At 44.1% G+C, this 21,850-nt stretch carries 21 protein-coding genes and 1 pseudogene; 20 read left to right on the top strand and 2 right to left on the bottom strand.

Features of this window, described 5'->3' with window-relative positions:
- The first annotated feature begins 160 nt into the window (after positions 1-160).
- From FXF62_RS09095 to FXF62_RS09055, 9 genes are all read left to right on the top strand, one after another.
- Positions 161-859: an N-acetylmannosamine-6-phosphate 2-epimerase gene (locus FXF62_RS09095; RefSeq protein ID WP_149518482.1), complete on the top strand. Its 699-nt coding sequence runs from the start codon at positions 161-163 to the stop codon at positions 857-859.
- A gap of 14 nt (positions 860-873) precedes the next feature.
- On the top strand, positions 874-2,043 hold the full coding sequence (locus tag FXF62_RS09090) for an ABC transporter ATP-binding protein (RefSeq protein WP_149518481.1): 1,170 nt from the start codon (positions 874-876) through the stop codon (positions 2,041-2,043).
- A 241-nt stretch (positions 2,044-2,284) separates the two neighbouring features.
- Entirely contained in the window at positions 2,285-3,604 is a 1,320-nt protein-coding gene (locus tag FXF62_RS09085) for an ABC transporter substrate-binding protein (protein ID WP_149518480.1), read from the top strand.
- A 95-nt stretch (positions 3,605-3,699) separates the two neighbouring features.
- Positions 3,700-4,587 (top strand): carbohydrate ABC transporter permease, encoded by an 888-nt coding sequence (locus tag FXF62_RS09080; protein WP_149518479.1) that lies wholly within the window; start codon positions 3,700-3,702, stop codon positions 4,585-4,587.
- Between the two features lie 16 nt (positions 4,588-4,603).
- Positions 4,604-5,434 (top strand): carbohydrate ABC transporter permease, encoded by an 831-nt coding sequence (locus FXF62_RS09075; protein WP_015604214.1) that lies wholly within the window; start codon positions 4,604-4,606, stop codon positions 5,432-5,434.
- 25 nt (positions 5,435-5,459) lie between these two features.
- Positions 5,460-5,912, top strand: coding sequence for a YhcH/YjgK/YiaL family protein (locus FXF62_RS09070; protein ID WP_149518478.1), 453 nt, complete (start codon positions 5,460-5,462; stop codon positions 5,910-5,912).
- Between the two features lie 55 nt (positions 5,913-5,967).
- A complete protein-coding gene (locus FXF62_RS09065) occupies positions 5,968-6,618 on the top strand; it encodes a DUF624 domain-containing protein (protein ID WP_149518477.1) in 651 nt (216 codons plus the stop codon).
- 33 nt (positions 6,619-6,651) lie between these two features.
- Complete coding sequence (locus FXF62_RS09060; protein WP_015604217.1) at positions 6,652-7,569, top strand: dihydrodipicolinate synthase family protein; 918 nt, start codon at positions 6,652-6,654, stop codon at positions 7,567-7,569.
- 18 nt (positions 7,570-7,587) lie between these two features.
- The gene (locus FXF62_RS09055) at positions 7,588-8,472 is read left to right on the top strand and encodes an ROK family protein (RefSeq protein ID WP_149518476.1); all 885 of its coding nucleotides are present in this window, start codon (positions 7,588-7,590) and stop codon (positions 8,470-8,472) included.
- Positions 8,473-8,700: 228 nt separating this feature from the next.
- On the opposite strand, the gene FXF62_RS09050 is transcribed toward FXF62_RS09055, so the two are convergent.
- A complete protein-coding gene (locus FXF62_RS09050) occupies positions 8,701-9,546 on the bottom strand; it encodes a MurR/RpiR family transcriptional regulator (RefSeq protein WP_048791787.1) in 846 nt (281 codons plus the stop codon).
- A gap of 350 nt (positions 9,547-9,896) precedes the next feature.
- Between FXF62_RS09050 and FXF62_RS09045 the strand changes: the two genes are divergently transcribed.
- From FXF62_RS09045 to FXF62_RS09010, 8 genes and pseudogenes are all read left to right on the top strand, one after another.
- Positions 9,897-10,592: a GNAT family N-acetyltransferase gene (locus FXF62_RS09045; RefSeq protein WP_149518475.1), complete on the top strand. Its 696-nt coding sequence runs from the start codon at positions 9,897-9,899 to the stop codon at positions 10,590-10,592.
- 270 nt (positions 10,593-10,862) lie between these two features.
- A complete protein-coding gene (gene thrC / locus FXF62_RS09040) occupies positions 10,863-12,347 on the top strand; it encodes a threonine synthase (protein WP_149518474.1) in 1,485 nt (494 codons plus the stop codon).
- Between the two features lie 317 nt (positions 12,348-12,664).
- Entirely contained in the window at positions 12,665-13,189 is a 525-nt protein-coding gene (locus FXF62_RS09035) for a transposase (RefSeq protein ID WP_149518473.1), read from the top strand.
- On the top strand, positions 13,173-13,778 hold the full coding sequence (locus FXF62_RS09030; protein ID WP_149518472.1) for an immunity protein Imm33 domain-containing protein: 606 nt from the start codon (positions 13,173-13,175) through the stop codon (positions 13,776-13,778). The genes FXF62_RS09035 and FXF62_RS09030 overlap by 17 nt, the downstream gene beginning before the upstream one ends.
- A gap of 114 nt (positions 13,779-13,892) precedes the next feature.
- Entirely contained in the window at positions 13,893-14,432 is a 540-nt protein-coding gene (locus FXF62_RS09025; RefSeq protein ID WP_149518471.1) for a T6SS immunity protein Tdi1 domain-containing protein, read from the top strand.
- A gap of 119 nt (positions 14,433-14,551) precedes the next feature.
- Positions 14,552-15,036: pseudogene (locus FXF62_RS09020) on the top strand (immunity protein YezG family protein).
- A gap of 26 nt (positions 15,037-15,062) precedes the next feature.
- Complete coding sequence (locus FXF62_RS09015) at positions 15,063-16,340, top strand: MATE family efflux transporter (RefSeq protein ID WP_149518470.1); 1,278 nt, start codon at positions 15,063-15,065, stop codon at positions 16,338-16,340.
- A complete protein-coding gene (locus FXF62_RS09010) occupies positions 16,337-16,969 on the top strand; it encodes an HAD-IA family hydrolase (RefSeq protein WP_149518469.1) in 633 nt (210 codons plus the stop codon). The genes FXF62_RS09015 and FXF62_RS09010 overlap by 4 nt, the downstream gene beginning before the upstream one ends.
- A 29-nt stretch (positions 16,970-16,998) precedes the next feature.
- Here the strand turns inward: FXF62_RS09010 and FXF62_RS09005 are convergent, their stop codons facing one another.
- Complete coding sequence (locus FXF62_RS09005; RefSeq protein ID WP_149518468.1) at positions 16,999-17,484, bottom strand: YcxB family protein; 486 nt, start codon at positions 17,482-17,484, stop codon at positions 16,999-17,001.
- Positions 17,485-17,596: 112 nt separating this feature from the next.
- Here FXF62_RS09005 and polA point away from each other — a divergent pair, with 112 nt between their 5' ends.
- From polA to FXF62_RS08985, 3 genes are all read left to right on the top strand, one after another.
- Positions 17,597-20,239: a DNA polymerase I gene (gene polA, locus FXF62_RS09000; RefSeq protein ID WP_149518467.1), complete on the top strand. Its 2,643-nt coding sequence runs from the start codon at positions 17,597-17,599 to the stop codon at positions 20,237-20,239.
- Between the two features lie 420 nt (positions 20,240-20,659).
- Positions 20,660-21,097 (top strand): CoA-binding protein, encoded by a 438-nt coding sequence (locus FXF62_RS08990; protein WP_149518466.1) that lies wholly within the window; start codon positions 20,660-20,662, stop codon positions 21,095-21,097.
- The gene (locus FXF62_RS08985) at positions 21,098-21,595 is read left to right on the top strand and encodes a kinase (RefSeq protein ID WP_149518465.1); all 498 of its coding nucleotides are present in this window, start codon (positions 21,098-21,100) and stop codon (positions 21,593-21,595) included.
- The last annotated feature ends 255 nt before the right edge of the window (positions 21,596-21,850 follow it).

Here is a 21,850-nt window from a genome sequence, read left to right as displayed (position 1 = left end):
AACACTTCGAAGACTGAAAGTAGTTTCAGCTTTTAAGAAAGGAAGCCGGTTTTTAGAAACTAAAATCTAAATCTCAAAACTTATTGAAAGCGCTTTATTTTTTGTATATAATGACATTATAAAAAGAACGGAGAAAACATAGAAAAAGGAGAGATTATTTATGTCACAGATTAGCAAAGATCAATTAATTGCAAAAATCAAAGATGGCATTATCGTTTCCTGTCAAGCTCTGCCTCATGAGCCCCTCTATACGGAGGCTGGTGGGGTCATCCCTCTCTTGGTCAAGGCAGCTGAAGAAGGTGGGGCAGTTGGTATTCGAGCCAATAGCGTGCGAGACATCAAGGAGATTAAGGAAGTAACCGATCTCCCGATTATCGGGATTATCAAACGGGACTATCCGCCACAGGAGCCTTTTATCACTGCGACTATGCGGGAAGTAGATGAGTTGGCTGCCCTTGATATCGAGGTCATCGCTCTGGACTGCACCCAGCGAGAACGCTATGATGGTTTGAAGATTGAGGACTTTATCCGCCAAGTCAAGGAGAAATATCCGCAGCAACTGCTGATGGCCGACATCAGTACCTTTGAGGAAGGCATGGCAGCTGTAGCAGCTGGTGTTGACTTTGTCGGTACAACCTTATCAGGCTACACTTCCTACAGTCCTAAGGTAGACGGACCAGACTTTGAACTGGTCAAGAAGCTCTGTGATGCAGGAGTAGATGTGATTGCTGAGGGCAAGATTCACTATCCAGATCAAGCCAAGCAAATCCATGATTTAGGTGCCCGCGGTATTGTAGTAGGCGGAGCTATTACTCGACCAAAGGAAATCACCGAGCGTTTCGTTGCGGCAGTAAAATAAAGTGAGGTAAAGCAATGACGACCTTAAAGTTAAATAAGCTCTACAAAAAATATCCTAATAGTGATTTCTACTCTGTAGAAAATTTCGACTTGCAAATCAAAGATAAAGAATTTATCGTCTTTGTTGGTCCTTCTGGATGTGGAAAATCTACGACCTTGCGCATGATTGCTGGGTTGGAGGACATCACCGAGGGTGAGCTCTATATTGATCAGACTCTGGTCAATGATATTGCTCCCAAGGACCGTNCTCTGGTCAATGATATTGCTCCCAAGGACCGTGATATCGCCATGGTCTTCCAGAACTATGCCCTCTATCCGCACATGACAGTCTATGACAACATGGCTTTCGGGCTCAAGCTTCGCAAGTACAGCAAGGAAGATATTGACAAGCGGGTTCATGAAGTAGCTGAAATTCTTGGTTTGAAAGAATTTTTAGACCGCAAACCAGCGGACTTGTCTGGCGGTCAACGTCAGCGGGTTGCCATGGGACGGGCCATCGTCCGAGATGCCAAGGTCTTCCTGATGGATGAGCCTTTGTCAAACTTGGATGCGAAACTACGGGTATCCATGCGTGCTGAGATTGCTAAGATCCACCGCCGTATAGGAGCGACCACTATCTACGTTACCCACGACCAAACCGAGGCAATGACCTTGGCCGACCGCATTGTTATCATGTCGGCGACGAAAAACGAAGCGGGAACGGGGACCATCGGCCGGATTGAGCAAGTCGGAAGTCCGCAAGAGCTCTACAATGAACCAGCGAATAAGTTTGTTGCAGGCTTCATCGGCAGTCCAGCTATGAACTTCTTTGAAGTGATGGTATCTGGTCATCAACTGACTGATGGTGATCAACTCAATCTTACCCTGACAGGTGGTCAAGAGAAGCTTTTGACAGAAAAAGGCTACCAAGGTAAGAAAGTCATCTTGGGTATCCGACCAGAGGATATCTCAGCGGACTTGATTGTGGAGGATACTTTCCCTGGCGACGTAGTAGATGCGGAAGTTGTCGTGTCAGAGTTGCTGGGTAGTGACTCAGTGCTCTACTGTAAGGTGGGCAGCCAAGAGTTTTCAGCCAAGGTAGATGCTTCCAATTATCTGGAGCCAGGTTCGAAGCTCCGCTTCACTTTCAAATTACCTAAGAGTCATCTGTTTGACAGTGAGACTCAAAAACGAATTACTTTGTAAAACAACCTAAAATGAACTGACTGACTTTATTTTAGGATAAAAGAAAGGTCACAGAAAAGGAGTGATTGTACTTTTAAAAGTTTAGGATTTTAATCAAATATTGGTGGACGCTTGTCCAGAGAAATAACACAGGAAAAACGAGGCTGGGGCGCCTAATGAAAGAGGTCCGTCCCATTCTCCAATAGGCAGGTAGAAGCTGTTTAGGTCAGCTTGGAATCTTAATTTTAAAGGAGAAAAACAAATGAAAATGAAGAAATTGCTTTGTTCATTGGTAGCAGGAGCTGCAGTTCTTACGTTAGCAGCTTGTAGCGGTGGCGGTAGCTCAGATAAAGCAGCTAGCTCTGGTGATAAATCTGGTAAGACAGAGATTACTTGGTGGGCATTCCCAGTCTTCACTCAAGAAAATGCTAATGACGGTGTGGGAACTTATGAGAAATCCATCATTGAAGCATTTGAAAAAGCAAATCCAGACATTCATGTCAACTTGGAAACAATCGACTTCAAGTCAGGTCCAGAAAAAATTACGACAGCTATCGAGGCTGGAACAGCGCCAGACGTGCTCTTCGATGCACCAGGCCGGATTATTCAATACGGTAAAAACGGTAAGTTGGCAGACTTGAACGATCTCTTCACAGATGATTTCGTCAAAGATGTTAACAACGACAACATTATCCAGGCCAGCAAGGCTGGAGACAAAGCTTATATGTATCCAATCAGCTCTGCTCCATTCTACATGGCAATGAATAAGAAAATGTTGGAAGATGCTGGTGTCCTCAACCTAGTTAAAGAAGGCTGGACAACAGATGACTTTGAAAAAGTTTTAAAAGCGCTTAAAGATAAAGGTTATACACCTGGCTCTCTCTTCAGTAACGGTCAAGGTGGTGACCAAGGAACTCGCGCCTTCATCGCTAACCTCTATGGTGGATCTGTTACAGACGAAAAAGTAACTAAATATACAACTGATGATCCGAAATTTGTCAAAGGTCTTGAAAAAGCAGTGAGCTGGATCAACGATGGCCTCATGATGAACGGTTCTCAATACGATGGTGGAGCAGACATCCAAAACTTCGCTAACGGACAAACTTCTTACACTGTTCTTTGGGCACCAGCACAAAATGGTATCCAAGCTAAATTGTTGGAAGCAAGTAAAGTAGAAGTGGTTGAAGTACCATTCCCATCAGACTCAGGCAAACCAGCCCTTGAATACCTTGTAAATGGTTTTGCAGTCTTTAACAACAAAGACGACAAGAAAGTAGAAGCAGCTAAGAAATTCGTGAAATTCATCGCTGATGACAAAGAGTGGGGTCCTAAGAACGTTGTTCGTACAGGTGCCTTCCCGGTTCGTACATCATTTGGCAAACTCTATGATGACAAACGTATGGAAACAATCAGCAGCTGGACTCAATACTACTCACCATACTACAACACCATTGACGGCTTTGCAGAAATGAGAACACTTTGGTTCCCAATGCTGCAATCTGTATCTAATGGAGATGAAAAAGTTGAACCTGCTTTGAAGACATTTACTGAAAAAGCAAACGAAACGATTACTAAAAAATAAGCAAGTTTAAAATCCGCCCCTTTTTCTGTTGTCAGTCTCTAAAAATGGAAAAAGGGGTATTTTGTCAGAAAATCTTGAAAGAGGGGTAACTCATTGTGAAAGTCAATAAAATCAGAATGAAAGAAACCCTAGTATCATATGCGTTTTTAGCTCCAATTCTTATATTCTTTACAGTATTTGTTTTGGCGCCTATGATAATGGGATTTATCACTAGTTTCTTTAATTATACAATGACCTCATTTACATTCGTTGGGTTTGATAACTACATTCGGATGTTCAATGATCCAGTTTTTGTTAAGTCACTTATTAATACAGTCATTATTGTAATCGGCTCTGTTCCGGTAGTTGTGCTCTTCTCTTTGTTTGTAGCTTCACAAACCTATGAGATGAATGCTGTTTCTCGCTCCTTTTACCGTTTCGTCTTCTTCCTACCAGTTGTTACAGGTAGTGTTGCCGTGACGGTTGTGTGGAAGTGGATCTACGATCCCCTGTCTGGTATTTTGAACTTTGTTTTGAAATCTGGGCACATCATCAACCAAAACATTTCTTGGTTGGGCGATAAACACTGGGCTCTGATGGCTATCATCGTTATTTTGCTGACAACATCTGTCGGTCAGCCGATCATTCTCTACATTGCAGCTATGGGAAATATCGATAATTCTCTAGTGGAAGCTGCGCGTGTGGATGGGGCAACAGAGATGCAAGTCTTTTGGAAAATCAAATGGCCGAGTCTTTTACCAACGACACTTTATATTGCTATCATCACAACTATTAACTCATTCCAATGTTTCGCCTTGATTCAGCTGTTGACATCAGGTGGACCAAACTATTCAACTAGTACGCTTATGTACTATCTATATGAAAAAGCCTTCAAGCTATCTGAATATGGCTATGCAAACACCATGGGAGTCTTTCTAGCGATTATGATTGCGATTATCAGTTTCGCTCAGTTCAAGATCCTCGGTAACGATGTGGAATATTAAAGAAAGGAGCAGGAATATGAAACCTCAAAAAATTAGTTCATTTAAAGTGTTCTCATCTGTGATTTTAGCACTTTTGACCGTGCTCTTTATCTTTCCATTCTATTGGATTCTGACTGGAGCATTTAAATCTCAGCCGGATACAATTATGATTCCGCCTCAATGGTGGCCACAAAACCCGACAACAGAGAACTTCCAGCAATTAGCCGTTCAAAATCCAGCTTTGCAGTGGATGTGGAACAGTGTCTTTATTTCGCTGGCGACCATGTTCTTGGTTTGTGCGACATCATCTCTAGCTGGTTACGTTTTGGCTAAGAAACGCTTTTACGGGCAACGGATTCTCTTTGCAATCTTTATCGCGGCTATGGCCTTGCCTAAGCAGGTTGTCCTAGTACCTCTAGTGCGGATTGTCAATTTTATGGGAATCCACGATACTCTTTGGGCAGTAATTTTACCTTTAGTTGGCTGGCCGTTCGGGGTCTTCCTTATGAAGCAGTTTAGTGAAAATATCCCGACAGAGCTTCTGGAATCAGCTAAGATCGACGGTTGTGGTGAAATCCGGACCTTCTGGAGTGTAGCCTTTCCTATCGTCAAACCAGGCTTTGCTGCTCTGGCAATCTTCACCTTTATCAACACTTGGAATGACTACTTCATGCAGCTCGTAATGTTGACCTCGCGGAATAATCTGACGATTTCGTTAGGGGTTGCGACTATGCAGGCTGAGATGGCAACCAACTACGGTCTGATTATGGCCGGTGCGGCTTTGGCGGCAGTGCCAATCGTAGCAGTTTTCCTCATCTTCCAAAAATCCTTCACCCAAGGGATTACTATGGGAGCTGTCAAAGGATAAGGCACTCAATAGAGGAAATAAAACTATGATTTTTGACGATTTAAAAAATGTGACTCGTTACAAGGGCCTTCATCCGAATCTGGATAAAGCGATTGATTATCTCTATGAGCACCGCAAAGACAGCTTTGACTTGGGACGCTATGAAGTGGATGGAGACAAGGTCTTTCTCTTGGTTCAGGAAAATACCCTCAATCAAGAGACCAATGATCAATTTGAGTATCATAAAAAATATGCAGATTTTCATCTGTTAGTAGCAGGGCATGAATATTCTGCCTATGGTAGCCAGATGGTTGATGAGGCAGTGGCTTTTGATGAAGAGGCAGATATCGGCTTTGTTCATTGTCAAAATCGTTATCCTCTCTTGTTGGGTTACCATAATTTTGCGATTTTCTTTCCAGGAGAGGCCCATCAGCCAAATGGCTATGCGGGTCTGGAAGAAAATGTCAGAAAGTATCTTTTTAAAGTTTTAATAGACTAGTCCTAGGCTAGCGAGATTTTTGAGTGTGCCAGGCTGGCAGAGAAAGGAGAAACTTATGTCAGATAAAGGAACAGGACTCATCAGAGCTATATTTGATACGGATAATTTTTTCATGCAAATCTGTGAGAAAATCCTAGATTTGATGACGGTCAATCTTCTCTTTCTCTTGTCTTGTCTGCCCTTGGTGACCATTGGGGTTGCCAAGATCAGCCTCTATCAAACACTTTTTGAAATCAAGGGAAACCGTCGGGTAAAAGTAATCAGAACTTACACTCGAATCTTTCGAGAAAATTGGAAGCAAGGACTCAAACTGGGCTTGCTGGAATTGGCTTTAGTCGGCTTCAGTCTCTTTGACCTCCTGCTTTTTCGGACGCAGGAAGCCCTGTCTTTCCAAGTTTTAAAGGCGGTTTGTTTTGGAATGATTATTTTTACAATCCTGCTTTCTCTTTGCGTTTATCCCTTGGCTGGTAAATTTCTCATGTCTTTTAGAGACATTTTACAGACCAGCCTAGTGATTGTAAGTCTGAATTTTCCTTGGTTTGTTGTCATGATGGCGGTTGTAGCTGCGATCCTTGTCATCATCTATAGTTCAGGCTTTGTGTTGCTGTTAGGATTTTCCCTCTTTGCCTTTATCGGCTTTGCAGGTCTGGCTTTTTTGCAGCTTCCTATTTTGGAAAAAATCTTCGCTAAATACAGCAGTCTATAATCTACAATTAGTACATTTGGAGAAAATTTGAAAATGAAAGATTTAAAGAAATATCACGGCGTCATACCGGCTTTTTATGCCTGTTATGACGAGGAGGGTGAAATCAGCCCGGAGCGGACTCGCGCTTTGGTGGAGTATTTCATCGACAAGGGCGTGCAAGGTCTCTATGTCAACGGCTCGTCAGGCGAATGTATCTACCAGAGCGTGGCCGACAGAAAAGTAATTTTGGAAGAAGTAATGAAAGTTGCTAAGGGCAAACTGACCATCATTGCTCACGTAGCCTGCAATAATACTAAAGACAGTATTGAGTTAGCCAAACACGCTGAAGCTCTAGGAGTTGATGCCATTGCGGCTATTCCGCCGATTTATTTCCGTCTGCCAGAATACTCTGTCGCTCAGTACTGGAATGATATCAGTGCGGCTGCCCCACATACCGATTTTGTGATTTATAATATTCCGCAATTGGCTGGTGCAGCGCTAACTCCGAGTCTTTATAAGGAAATGCTGAAAAATGAGCGCGTGATTGGGGTGAAAAATTCCTCTATGCCAGTTCAGGATATCCAAACTTTTGCAGCACTTGGAGGCAGTGACCATTTGGTCTTTAACGGTCCAGATGAGCAGTTCTTGGGCGGTCGTCTCATGGGAGCGGCAGCTGGAATTGGTGGCACCTACGGGGCTATGCCAGAGCTCTTCCTCAAGCTTAATCAACTGATTGCAGACAAGGAACTAGAAAGAGCCAAAGAGTTGCAGTTTGCCATTAACGACATTATCGGCAAGCTAACTAGTGCTCACGGCAATATGTATGCTGTTATCAAAGAAGTTCTCAAGCTCAACGAAGGACTGACTATCGGCTCTGTCCGTGCTCCTTTGACACCAGTCGTAGACGCAGACCGTCCAGTCGTAGAAGCAGCAGCGGCCTTGATTCAAGAAACTAAGAAGCGCTTCCTCTAAAAAGAAAGAAGGATGCTTATGGGAAATTATGTTACGATTGACATTGGCGGTACCAATATCAAATACGGCCTGATAGACGACCACGAAACGTTGGTAGAAGCCCATGAAATACCTACGGAAGCCCATAAGGGTGGTCCAGAGATTATGCGTACGGTTCAAAAGATAGTTGCTGATTATGTGCAGGCTGGTTCAATTGAGGGGATTTGTATCTCCTCAGCTGGCATGGTCGATCCAGACAAGGGAGAAATCTTTTACGCTGGTCCTCAGATTCCTAACTATGCTGGGACGCAATTTAAGAAGGTCTTAGAGGAGGAATTTTCCATTCCTTGCGAGATTGAGAACGACGTCAACTGTGCCGGTCTGGCTGAGGTCATGTCTGGCCATGGTAAGGGAGCAAAAATTGCTGTCTGCCTGACAATTGGGACAGGGATTGGAGGCTGTTTAGTAGCGGATGGGCAAGTTTTTCACGGCTTTAGCAACTCAGCCTGCGAAGTAGGCTATCTCCACCTGCCGGATGGGGCTTTTCAGGATGTAGCTTCTACCACAGCCTTGGTTCAATATGTCGCTGACTTGCACGGAGATGATCCCTCTCTCTGGAATGGTCGCAGGATTTTCAAAGAAGCGACCGAGGGCAATCCCTTCTGTATCAAAGGAATTGACCGCATGGTAGGCTATCTGGGGCAGGGCATTGCCAATATCTGCTATGTCGTCAATCCGGAAATCGTCATCTTGGGCGGTGGTATTATGGGACAAGAGGCTATCCTCCGACCGCGTATCCAAGCGGCTCTCAAGGATGCTCTGGTACCGAGCATAGCTGAGAAGACCAAACTAGCCTTTGCCTATCACCAAAATACGGCAGGCATGTTCGGAGCCTACTACCACTTTAAAAATAAACATCAGTAATCCAAGCAAACCTGGGGGTGACCTCAGGTTTCTTGTGTTTTAGTAATGCTTCTTCCATCGATAGTTAGCCGACTTTCAAGTGGCTGGGGTGAGTTGGGTCTGGTTCAGATTTTAAGGAGTTACATAGGAAACCAGTACAACCAGAATCTTACTCTAAGTCAGTTTAGTCATTGTTTAGAGTAAGGCTGTAAAGAACATGCAAAAAATCCAACAGGTTTCTGCTGGATTTTATTGATGTCTACGGTAATAACCGTTAAGTTTGTGGTTTTCCCAGTAACTATTGAAGATTTTTTCCTTTCTCTCGCGGTCTATTTCTAGGAAAAAGGCGTAAAGTATGTCAATCATCAGCAACATTGGGAACTGAGCTGAGATTCGTTGGATAAACTGGGGTTTATTTTGAATTGCAACTGGGATGATTTCTGAAAAGTCTTCTTTAATCAAATCAGGCTGACCAGTGATTAACACAGTCTTGGCTCCCATGCCCTTAGCATCAATCAGGCTGTCAATAATGGATGGGGTTTGACCTGAAAGAGAAAAGCCGATGACTAGGCAGTTTTTGTCTAAAATGCTCGTTGTCCAAGCAAAGCCATCCGCATCTGTCAGGGCTTCACAAATAACCCCTAAGCGCATGAAGCGTAGTTTCATATCGCGAGCGACGAGCCCCGAGCTTCCCGTGCCAAAAAAATAGACACGATCTGCTTTTTCAATCAGCTGGGCTACGCGCTCCAATCTTTTTTCGTCAATCAAGTCCTCGGTTTGTTGCCGAATTTGAATATAGTTGCGTAGGACTTGGCGGGACGAATCATTTTTCAGATTTGTATGCTCCGTTTTGCTAATTTTCAGTTGTTGGAGATATTGGAAGTTGAACTCCCGATAGCCCTTAAAGCCACATTTTTTTGCAAAACGGGTCAAGGCCGCCTGTGAGATGTGCAAGGTTTGCGCTACTTCGAGGGAGGACAGATCCCCTTCTATATCGGTCGGATTCAAAAAATAGTCGGCAATCCGCTTTTCGACATCGGTCATAGTGTCGTAACAGCTTTCGATGATGGCCAAGATATTTTGCTGGTGTCTCATGATGGGTCACTTTCTTTGGTCAAAATAATAAAAACGTATTTTCATTATAACATGGTTTAGCGGAAATAAAGCGTTTACAAAACCGATAATTGTCAGATCTGGCTTTCCATTAAAGTATGAGCAGACTGTAATCTCAACATTTATAGATATTATGACCGCCTTTTTCTGAAGAGGTATTTCCTGAAGTTTGCGTCGGATGAAAGAAAAAGTGATATAATTTACACAAGTAATGTTCCAAGTTTGGATCTGAAGCAAGGGAGATAGGAGCTACTGTCAATTACAGCTTCTAATCCGTTCAAGCATTTTATCCAGCTTTTGGAAATCAGTAAAGCTATATTGTGAGGTTTTTTATGCGAATCAATGAACTAGGCCAGCCTATTGGAGAGGCTCTGCCAGATTTTAAGCCAGGGGACTTACCTAAGCTAGAGCGAATAGAAGGTCAGTATGTTGTCATTGAGCGGTTGTCCAAAGACAAGCATAGAGCAGATTTATACGAAGTATATGGTCCGGATTCACCTGCGGACATGTGGACTTATCTCTTTCAAAATGCTGCTCAGAGTCAGGAGGAGTGGGATAGCTTGCTGGATCGGATGCTGGCAGCTCAGGATCGTTTCCACTATGCCATTGTGGACAAGGAGAGTGGCAAGGCGCTGGGGACCTTCGCTTTAATGAGGATTGACCGAGGCAACCGTGTCATTGAAGTGGGGTCTGTGACCTATTCGCCCAAGTTGAAGCGCACCAGACTAGCTACGGAAGCTCAATATTTACTGGCTCGCTATGTCTTTGAAGAGCTGGAGTATCGCCGCTACGAATGGAAATGCGATTCACTCAATCAGCCCTCAAGGCGAGCGGCAGAGCGGCTTGGTTTTACCTACGAAGGCACCTTCCGTCAGGCGGTTGTCTATAAGGGGCGCAACCGAGACACTGATTGGCTCTCCATGATTGATAAGGACTGGCCAGCTGTCAAGAGTCGTTTGGAGAAATGGCTGAGTCCAGACAATTTTGATGAAAAGGGACAGCAAATAAAAGCCTTGTCTGAGTTTTGACATTTGATTGAGAGTGGGCCAGAAATCGGTAATTCGTTAGAATTCGATTTCGTCGTCCCACCTCCGCACAGTTGAGTAGGGCTGTAAAAACTGATGAAATCAGCCTAGTAGAGCCCACTCAACCACTGCGTCTTGCTTGACATCCAAAGACAATTGAGAGCTAGGACTTTTGTCCCAGACTCTTTTTGCTTTTTAATTTTGATAAAAAGCGAGAATTTTCTGATAAATTTTGGTATAATAAAACGAACTACAGATAAAGGATGAGAGAGAATGACTTTAGTTTATCAATCAACACGCGATGAGAAGAATAGAGTAACAGCCAGCCAGGCGATTTTACAAGGCTTGGCAACAGATGGTGGTCTGTTTACGCCCATTGCCTATCCGCAGGTCGATTTGGACTTTGCCAAGCTTAAGGATGCTTCTTATCAGGAAGTAGCCAAGCTGGTTTTGTCTGCTTTTTTGGATGATTTTTCTGAAGCAGAGCTGGACCACTGTATCAACCATGCCTACGACAGCAAGTTTGACGATGCGGCGATTGCTCCCTTGATCAAGCTGGATGGCCAGTATAATCTAGAGCTTTTCCACGGAGCGACCATTGCCTTTAAGGATATGGCTCTGTCGATTCTGCCTCATTTGATGACAACCGCAGCCAAAAAGCACGGCTTGGAAAACAAAATTGTCATTCTGACAGCAACTTCTGGAGACACAGGCAAGGCGGCTATGGCAGGCTTTGCGGACGTTCCTGGGACAGAAATTATCGTCTTTTATCCCAAAGACGGTGTCAGCAAGGTCCAAGAGCTGCAAATGACGACTCAGACAGGTGCCAATACGCATGTGGTTGCCATTGACGGCAACTTTGACGATGCCCAGACCAATGTTAAGCACATGTTCAATGACACAGACCTACGAGCTCGTCTCTTGGAGCACAAACTGCAGTTTTCATCAGCTAATTCGATGAATATCGGCCGTTTGGTGCCGCAGATTGTTTACTATGTCTATGCTTATGCTCAGCTAGTGAAGACTGGGGAGATCACAGCAGGCGACAAGGTCAACTTTACCGTTCCAACGGGTAATTTTGGGAATATCCTAGCGGCCTACTATGCCAAACAAATCGGTCTTCCAGTTGGCAAGCTGATCTGTGCATCGAATGAAAACAATGTCCTGACAGACTTCTTCAAGACTCAGGTGTATGACAAGAAGCGGAGCTTCAAGGTGACGTCTAGTCCGTCCATGGATATTTTGGTTTCCTCTAACTTGGAGCGCTTGATTTTCCATCTGTCTGGTAACAGCGCTGAGAAAACAGCTGCCCTAATGGCGGCTCTCAATGAACATGGACAGTATGAATTGACAGACTTTGACGCTGAGATTTTAGAGCTCTTTGCGGCTGACTATGCGACAGAGGCAGAGACAGCAGCTGAAATCAAGCGGGTCTATCAAGCGTCTGACTATATCGAAGACCCTCATACAGCCGTTGCCTCTGCTGTTTATCAAAAATACTTGGCAGAGACTGGCGATCAGCGCAAGACTGTTATCGCATCAACTGCTAGTCCTTATAAATTCCCAGTTGTGGCCGTTGAGGCTGTGACCGATCAAACAGGACTCAGTGACTTCGAGGCTTTGAACCAACTGCACGAACTTTCTGGCGTAGCCCTGCCACCAGCTGTGGATGGCTTAGAAACAGCCCCAGTTCGCCACAAAACTACAGTCGCTGCCGACCAAATGCAGGCCGCAGTCGAGGATTACTTGGGATTATAAAGTTTGCTTAAAAAGACTAAAATCGGCTGGATATCTGGCTGATTTTTTAGTATCGTGGAGCCGTCAATCTTTTTGTAGTCCAAGAGCTTGGCAATCTCTAATATAGTTCTCTCATATACAGAAGAAGTTGTCATGTTATTTATGCTATACTAGAGTTATAAAATTAGCTTGGTGACAACCTAGCTGAAGTATCACCAAGCTATCATGCCTTTCGTGAGAGTTTCCGGAATGGCCTATCGAATCTGGGCGATAACTTTGCCTATGCTAACGCTCACTTTAGTGACGATTTTAGCCGAAGTGGTGCCCGTGTCTACAACATGTCTGCTAATACAGGTAGAGGAGCTCGTAAGGTAACGGCAGAGTTCGGCAAAGAAGCCAGCGAGCAGTTAGCTAAACATAGCGATGCTGCTGCGAGTACTTCTAAAGGAATTTCAAAAAAAGAATATAATTCGCTTCGCAAGAAAACACCAAGTCAAGAGATACGCGATCATGTCAATAATATTGATGGAGAAAAATTTGATCCAATTTATGGTTATCCAGTTGAAACCCTCGAAGCAGACCATATTGTCTCTATGAAAGAAATTACCGAAATGGATGGATTCTCTTCTCTATCTGATGTTGATAAAGTAGAGGTTTTGAATCTTGAGGATAATTTTATGGGATTAGGTAAACCTTCCAATAGTTCCAAAGGGGCTAAAACTTGGAGTGATTGGCAGGGGCATTCTAAATTAGGAGATATTCCGGCTGAGATAAGAGAAAAAATGATAGCTTTGGAGCGTGAAGCTAGAACGAAGCTACAAAATGAAATTTTCAGGAGGTTGAAAAATGACGGAAGTGCTTGATACAAAAGTAGAGAAGAATGGTCTGATCTTTTACGGGACATTCTCTGAAGGTCTTTTTGAGGAATGGCTCAAAGTTGTGAATGTACTGCCCTCAAAAGAACGAATACAAGATGGCCTGCTATTACAAATCGGTTTCAGCATATATAAAATTGTTCAATTGAATATGGACCAATTTAGGATAATGTCAGTCAACTATGAAACAAACCCTTTTAAAGAGTTTACTGATGATTTGACCTTGACTCTTTGGGTTCAGTCTGAACAAAGTACACTAGCTAAAGAGCTTAAGATTGAAGCTTCTGAAATCAGATTTGATGAGAAAATAGTGTTGGCCAAAGGTGTCTTTGAGTGCGAACATTACTATTTGCAGAGACAAGACACTGATCAAAAAGGCGATTCGGGCTGGTTTGTTGGCTATCAAAATCAAGATACTGATGATTTTGTCGGCATATATGCTTTTGAAATATTAAAAAAGAATCCAAAGCTAATAAAAGCTTTGATTCTACCTGCGGACTACCTAGTAGTAGTTAATGGTGGAGATATTCAGGCGATTCTGAATGAACAAGATGAAGAAATTTTTTCCGCTTCGTAGAGTTACTCGACTTGCTAGGGGATGATCAAGAGCCTGATTTATCTAATTTTCTAGGTAGCGAATGCGGAAAATAGTATCTAATGTTCTTGTCTATAAAGTGAAATGGAGGATAAAATGTTAGAAAACTTTGTAAAAGAGGCGGATATGCCCCAAGAAGTTATTGAAAAATGCAAAGATCAAGTTCCAGCTGAGTTAGTTCAAATTTGGCAGGAAGATGGTCTGGGAACCTTTTTAGATGGTTATCTAAAAGTCATCAATCCAGATGACTATCTTGAACTTCTCCAAGATAGTTATTTCAGAGGAGATGTCGCTTTTCCTATGTTCGTAACAGCATTTGGAGATATTATTACATGGGAAAAGAATGAATTTGTTGGTATTGTAAAATATAACCTTCAAGACTGCGACATTATTATAAAGAGCTTGAAATATTTTCTTAAGTATTTAGATAACTCATATGTGACTGATAACTTTGAACTGGATTTATATAGACAAGCTGTGTCAAAACATGGTCCCTTGTCTTATAACCAATGTTTCGGTTTTGTTCCTTTACTGGCCTTGGGAGGCGTAAAAGATGTGGATCATATGGATAAGGTAAAAGTCTTGGAGCACATTTACCTCATGTACCAGCTGACAGGCGGAGTAATGGACGATTAATAATGATGTAACCACCCTTTGGGGTGGTTTTCTTGTAGTTTGATAAAAGCTTGTACATACGGTTTATGGTATACTTGGATTATAGTGAAACGATGTTAAAATCCAAATCGGAGGATAAAATGGAAAAACAAATTAATGAAAAGATTATAGAGATCGTGCATCAAGTAAATGATATGATTCCAGTTGAGTGGGATGATTTGTATATTGTAATTGAAATGGACAAAACATTTAGTGGAGAAGTTTATTTTTATTTTAAATATAAGAATGAATATCACTATTATTTATACATTCCTAGAGATTTTGGTGTAGATAAATTCGAAATTTATAGTCAAACAGATCGATTGTTTGAGAAGTCGCAAGAATTAAAAAAGTATTTGTTGAGAACGACTTGGCAGATTGGTATATTTGTATCATTCATTTGGATGAAAATAATAAGTTATCAGTAGACTTTGACTACGCCCCGTGGTTAGAAAGTGGTTATGGGCTAAGTGCACGTATGGATTTCTTTGAGTATAAATACTTAGGCAAGCAACCAGCCAATGAAAAAGAACTAGAGCAGTTCAAGGCCATGGAAGCCTTCCGGCAGGAACATAATGGACAGTAGTTTGATTGGATTAGGAATTTTTGTGGATGACGACTTATAAAAAAATCATGAACATTGCTCTGCCGGCTATGGCGGAGAACTTTTTGCAGATGCTCATGGGAATGGTCGACAGCTATCTGGTGGCCAGTCTGGGGCTGATTGCGATTTCTGGTGTCTCGGTGGCCAGCAACATCATTACCATTTATCAGGCGATTTTTATCGCCCTGGGTGCTGCTATTTCCAGTCTTATCTCTAAGAGTCTGGCTCAGGGAGACAAAGAGCGTCTGGCTTATCATAGAGCTGAAGCTATCAAGTTGACGCTGCTTCTGAGTGCTTTCTTAGGCCTGCTTTCCCTGTTCTTTGGTAGGCAGATGATAAACCTTCTGGGGACAGAAAAGGAAGTGGCCGAGGCTGGTGGTCTGTATCTGGCTCTGGTTGGTGGGACTATTGTCCTGCTGGGCTTGATGACCTCCTTTGGAGCTCTGGTGCGGGTCACGCGCAATCCTCGATTTCCCATGTATGTCAGTCTTCTGACCAACGTCCTCAATGCCCTCTTTTCCAGTCTGGGCATTTATGTCTTTCAGCTAGGCATTATCGGTGTAGCGCTGGGGACGGTGCTGGCTCGCTTGATTGGTGTCTTCATACTTTGGCGGGAGCTGGATTTGTTCACTATCTGCTGGAGTTGGGGCTTAGATGGAGAGCTCTTGCGTCTGTCTCTACCGGCTGCTGGAGAGCGGCTCATGATGCGGGCGGGTGACGTAGTTATCATCGCCATTGTGGTCACCTTTGGAACGGATGCAGTAGCAGGGAATGCCATTGGTGAAGTTCTGACTCAGTTTAACTACATGCCAGCCTTCGGGGTCGCGACAGCAACGGTCATGCTGGCAGCCCATGCGGTTGGCGAGGGAGATATGCAAGCGGTCGGTCGGATTCGTCAGCGGAGTTTTTGGCTGTCTTTTGCTTGCATGCTGCCCTTGACTTTAGGGATTTTCGCCCTTGGTCGGCCGCTGACCTTGCTTTATACGGACAATAGCGGAGCTCTTGCAGCCAGTCTTTTAGTCATATTCTTTTCCTTGCTGGGCACTCCCATGACAGTAGGAACTGTGATTTACACAGCGGTTTGGCAGGGGCTGGGCAACGCCAGACTACCCTTTTATGCTACGACGATGGGTATGTGGTTGATCCGAATTATCGCTGGCTATTTGCTGGGCGTGACTTGTGGCTGGGGTCTGGCTGGAGTTTGGGTCGGCACCCTTTTGGACAATGGCTTCCGCTGGCTGCTTTTAAAAACCTTATATCATAGAAAAATGAGGAAAATCACATGACAACAACGTTTATCTGGGATTTGGACGGAACTTTGCTGGACTCTTACGATGCTATTTTGGCGGGAATTGAGGAAACCTATGCTCACTATGATTTGGACTTCGACAGGGCTAGTATTCACAGCTATATCCTAAAGCACTCTGTCCAGAAGCTCTTGGAGGAAGTGGCATCTGAGAAAGGTCTGGACGCTGCCGAGATGAATGTCTTTCGTGGAGCAAGTCTAAAGGAAAAGAATGCTCAGGTCCATCTGATGAAAGGAGCTGCGGAGATTCTGGCCTGGGCTGAAGAGCAGGGCATTGCCCAGTTCGTCTATACCCACAAGGGACTCAATGCTCATCAAATCCTGAAAGACTTGGGAATTCATAACTATTTTACAGAAATCGTCACAACAGCCAACGGCTTTGAGCGCAAGCCCCACCCAGAAGGTGTCGACTATTTAGTTGAGAAATATAGTCTAGACAAGCAGAAGACTTACTATATCGGTGACCGGACGCTGGATGTGGATGTTGCTGTTAACAGTGGCATCCAGATCATTAACTTCTGTGACTACCGACCGGAAATCAATCAGAAAATAGAGAAGTTGATGGATATCAAGCAATTATTTACAAAAGAAAAAGCAGACCAAAACTGATCTACTGTCAGTCTAGCCTGCTTTTTCTTTTACATATGCTCAATGTGAAGTTCCAGCAAGAACTCAAGAGCCTCGGGAGTGCAGTTTTCTTTTTCAATTGCGAAACCAGTGCTCTCCCCTATCAAGATATAAAAATCTTGCTTTGTCATAATGACCTTGACAATATCATCATAGGTATAGTGAAATTCTCCGCGTATATTTCTTGCGATAAAAGCATCTCTGTCAAATATCAGAGTGACTTCCATGTTCTGAAATAAAGGATTTTTTTGATAAGCCCTCTTTATCTGAAAGTCCGTGCCAAAGTACATTACTGGGAATATAATCAAAGATGTAAATAGCACGGTAAAGAAAGAAAAGCGCCTCAGGTTTTCAGGTAGGAAGGTTAGATAGAGAGCCAGGATTCCTATAAAGATGAGAATATTTAGTAAAAATCCTTTTCCACGTATGAAAACAGACCATGCAAATCGTTGATAGACTTCCTCAGTCACAAGAGTTGGAATGGTTATTGGGAACATCTTTTACCTCCTAGTTTTTATTATTATAACATACAGGAATTATTAAAATCACTTTTAAATTTTCCACGCCGCCTTTTCTGTCTTTGCCCACCTTTCGTGTTATAATAAACCTATGGAAAAAAAGAATAAATTATTATTAATCGACGGTTCGTCCGTTGCTTTTCGCGCTTTTTTTGCGCTTTATAATCAAATCGACCGTTTCAAGAGTCCATCGGGTTTGCACACCAATGCCATTTATGGCTTCCACCTCATGCTCAATCATCTCTTGGAGCGCGTGCAGCCGACTCATATCCTAGTCGCTTTTGATGCTGGCAAGACGACCTTCCGGACCGAGATGTATGCTGACTATAAGGCAGGTCGGGCCAAGACACCGGATGAATTTCGTGAACAGCTGCCCTTTATCCGAGAGATGCTGCAGCACCTAGGCATTCACTACTACGACTTGGCTCGGTACGAGGCGGATGACATCATTGGAACCTTGGACAAGATGGCTGAAAAGACGACTGTGCCTTACGATGTGACCATTGTCAGCGGCGATAAAGACTTGATTCAGCTGACGGATGATAATACTGTGGTGGAAATTTCCAAGAAAGGTGTGGCCGAGTTTGAGGAGTTTACACCAGCCTATCTCATGGAAAAGATGGGTATCACGCCTGAGCAGTTCATCGACCTCAAGGCGCTGATGGGCGATCAGTCAGATAATATCCCTGGCGTGACCAAGATTGGTGAGAAAACCGGCCTCAAGCTCCTCTTGGAGTATGGCTCTTTGGAAAATCTCTATGAAAATATCGACCAGCTCAAGGCTTCCAAGATGAAGGAAAATCTGATCAATGACAAGGACAAGGCCTTCCTATCTAAAACCCTAGCCACTATCAATACTCAGGCTCCAATTGAAATCGGACTGGATGATTTGGTTTATAAGGGTCCGCAGCTAGAGGCCCTGAGCAAGTTCTATGACGAGATGGGCTTCAAGCAGCTCAAGGCTCAGCTAGGAACGGCTCAGGCTCCTGTAGAAGTCAAACCCATTGAGTTTACCAAAGTGACCGAGGTGACAGCAGATATGCTGGCACCAGAGCAATTCTTCTATTTTGAAATCTTGGGTGACAACTACCACAAGGAAGAGATTGTTGGTCTTGCCTGGGGCGATAGCCGTCAGATTTATGTCGGCACCAACGATTTACTGCAGCAGCCTCTCTTTCAGGAATTTTTGGAAAAAACAGCTCTGAAAACCTACGACCTTAAGCGAACTAAGGTATTGCTCAGTCATTACGGCATTGAACTGCCAGCAGCATCCTTTGATGCGCGTCTAGCCAAGTATCTGCTTTCGACGGTCGAGGACAATGAGCTGGCGACTATTGCTCGCCTCTACGGCCGAACAATTCTGCCGACTGATGATGAGGTTTATGGCAAGGGTGCCAAGCGTGCTCTGCCAGAGCAAGAGCAGCTCTTTGAGCATCTGGCTCGTAAGGTTCAAGTACTGCTGGAAACAGAAGAGCCTATGCTGGAACAGCTCCGTGCCCACGACCAGCTGGATTTGTTGCTTGAAATGGAGCAGCCGCTGGCTTTTGTCTTAGCCAAGATGGAGATTGCGGGAATCAAGGTTGAGCGGGAAACCCTGCAGGGCATGCAGGCAGAAAATGAAAAGACGCTGGAAAGTCTGACTCAGGAGATTTATGATCTGGCTGGTCAGGAATTCAATATCAACTCACCTAAACAGCTGGGAACCATTCTCTTTGAGGATATGGGACTGCCACTGGAGTACACAAAAAAGACCAAGACAGGCTACTCGACAGCTGTGGATGTGCTGGAGCGCTTAGCGCCGATTGCACCGATTGTGTCTAAGATTCTGGAATACCGTCAAATCAGCAAGCTCCAGTCTACTTATATCATCGGACTACAGGAGGCGATAGCAGCTGATGGCAAGATTCACACTCGCTATGTTCAGGATTTGACTCAGACGGGCCGCCTGTCCTCGGTTGACCCCAACCTGCAGAATATCCCTGTTCGCTTGGAGCAGGGGCGCCTTATTCGCAAGGCCTTTGTGCCAGAGTGGGCAGACAGTGTGCTACTCAGCTCGGATTATTCCCAGATTGAGCTGCGGGTGCTGGCTCACATTTCGCAGGACGAGCATCTGATTGCTGCCTTTCAGCACGGAGAAGACATTCACACGGCTACAGCCATGCGGGTCTTTGGTATTGAAAAGGCAGAGGATGTGACGCCTAATGACCGCCGCAATGCCAAGGCTGTCAACTTCGGAGTGGTCTATGGAATTTCCGACTTCGGTCTGGCCAATAACCTCGGCATTTCCCGCAAGGCTGCCAAAGATTATATTCAAACTTATTTTGAGCGCTTCCCTGGTATCAAGAATTATATGGAAACCATCGTCCGTGAAGCGCGTGATAAGGGCTATGTGGAGACTATTTACCATCGCCGTCGCTCCTTGCCGGACATCAATTCCCGCAACTTTAACATCCGAAATTTTGCGGAGCGCACAGCTATTAACAGCCCGATCCAAGGCTCCGCCGCAGACATTCTCAAAGTTGCTATGATTAATCTGGATCGAGCTCTAACAGAGAAGAATTTCAAGTCTCGCATGCTCTTGCAGGTTCACGATGAAATCGTGTTGGAAGTGCCAAATGACGAGCTAACAGCCGTCCGCCAGTTAGTCAAAGCAACCATGGAATCCGCGATTGAGCTGGCCGTTCCACTAGTAGCTGATGAAAATGCCGGCCAAACTTGGTACGAGGCGAAGTAAGATAAGATACAAAGAGCGTCAAAACCGACTGAAAATTAGGCAGCCGGACGAAGGAGCGATGCACCTAGAACGGATTATCGATTTTCCAAGGTTTTAGCTCGTGTTCAGTTTAAGATATCAAGGGCGTAAAACACAAAGTGAAAATAGAAAGCTGACATAGAGAGTAGGACAGAAATCGGTAATTCGTTAGAATTCGATTTCGTCGTCCCACCTCCGCACAGTTGAGTAGGGCTGTAAAAGCTAATGAAATCAGCGTAGTAGAGCCCACTCAACCACTGCGTCTTGCTCGACAATTCAAAGACAATTGAGAGGATAGGACTTTTGTCCCAGACTCGAGGAAAACCATCTTTTTTGTACCGCATTTGGCTAATATATAATTGTAAAAAAGTTGAAAATTATTTATAAAACAGGAGGAACATTATGACTTACCATTTTCAAAATCCTAGCGATGCCATCGTCAAGCATTATTTGAAAAACAGCAAAGTGATTGCTGTTGTTGGACTGTCTGACCGCGAAGAAACGACCAGTAACCGTGTGTCCAAGGAGATGCAGGAGCGAGGCTATCGCATTATTCCAGTCAATCCACGGGCAGCGGGCAGTCAGATTTTTGGTGAAACTGTTTATGCCAGTCTCAAAGATATCCCTTTCCCAGTGGATATTGTCGATGTTTACCGTCGTAGCGAGTTTTTGCCAGATGTGGCGCGTGATTTTCTGGAAGCAGATGCCAAGATTTTCTGGGCTCAGTTGGGCTTGGAAAATGAAGAAGCTGAGCAGATTTTACGGGCAGCTGGTCGCGAAGATATCGTTATGGATCGCTGCATCAAACGCGAGCATACCCGCTTGATTCTAGGCGAATAAATGGCCAAGTTAGTCATCATTCGTGGCAATTCCGGCTCTGGCAAGTCGAGTCTGGCCAAGAAACTGCAGGCACACTATGGCCGAGGGACTCTTTTGATTGCGCAGGACACAGTTAGACGGGACATGCTCAAGGAAAAAGTAGAGCCAGGGAATTTGTCTATTGACCTGACAGAGACATTGGCACGCTTCGGTTACGAACATGATTTGCTGGTCTTGGTAGAAGGTTTCTATGAGACAGATATTTATGGGCACATGCTAGAGCGGTTGCGGACTTTGTTTGCTTCTCAGACTCTAGCCTATTACTATGATTTGACTTTTGAAGAAACCGTCCGCCGCCATCGGACTAGAGTAAAACAAGAAGAATTCACCCCATCCGACATGAAGCGCTGGTGGAAAGACCGAGACTTCTTAGGCTGGCAAGAAGAATCATTCTTTAGGAACGAAGATTCTCTAGAAGCAGCCTTTGAGCGGATCGTTCAGGATTTAGAGGAAATTTGAAACGAAGCGAGAGTGGGACAGAAATCGGTAATTCGTTAGAATTCGATTTCGTCGTCCCACCTCCGCACAGTTGAGTAGGGCTGTAAAAGCTGATGAACTCAGCGTGGTAGAGCCCACTCAACCACTGCGTCTTGCTCGACAATCCAAAGACAATTGAGAGGCTAGGGCTTTTGTCCCAGCCTCGTTTTTGCATTAAAAAGGTATTTCATAAATTTCAGATAAATATTGAGAAAAATATTACACAAAATGTTGACA

This window comes from Streptococcus cristatus, assembly GCF_008369405.1.
Taxonomy (GTDB): Bacteria; Bacillota; Bacilli; order Lactobacillales; family Streptococcaceae; genus Streptococcus; species Streptococcus cristatus_G.
The sequence above is the reverse complement of the archived record's forward strand: the minus strand, read 5'-3'. Positions and strand labels throughout refer to the sequence as shown.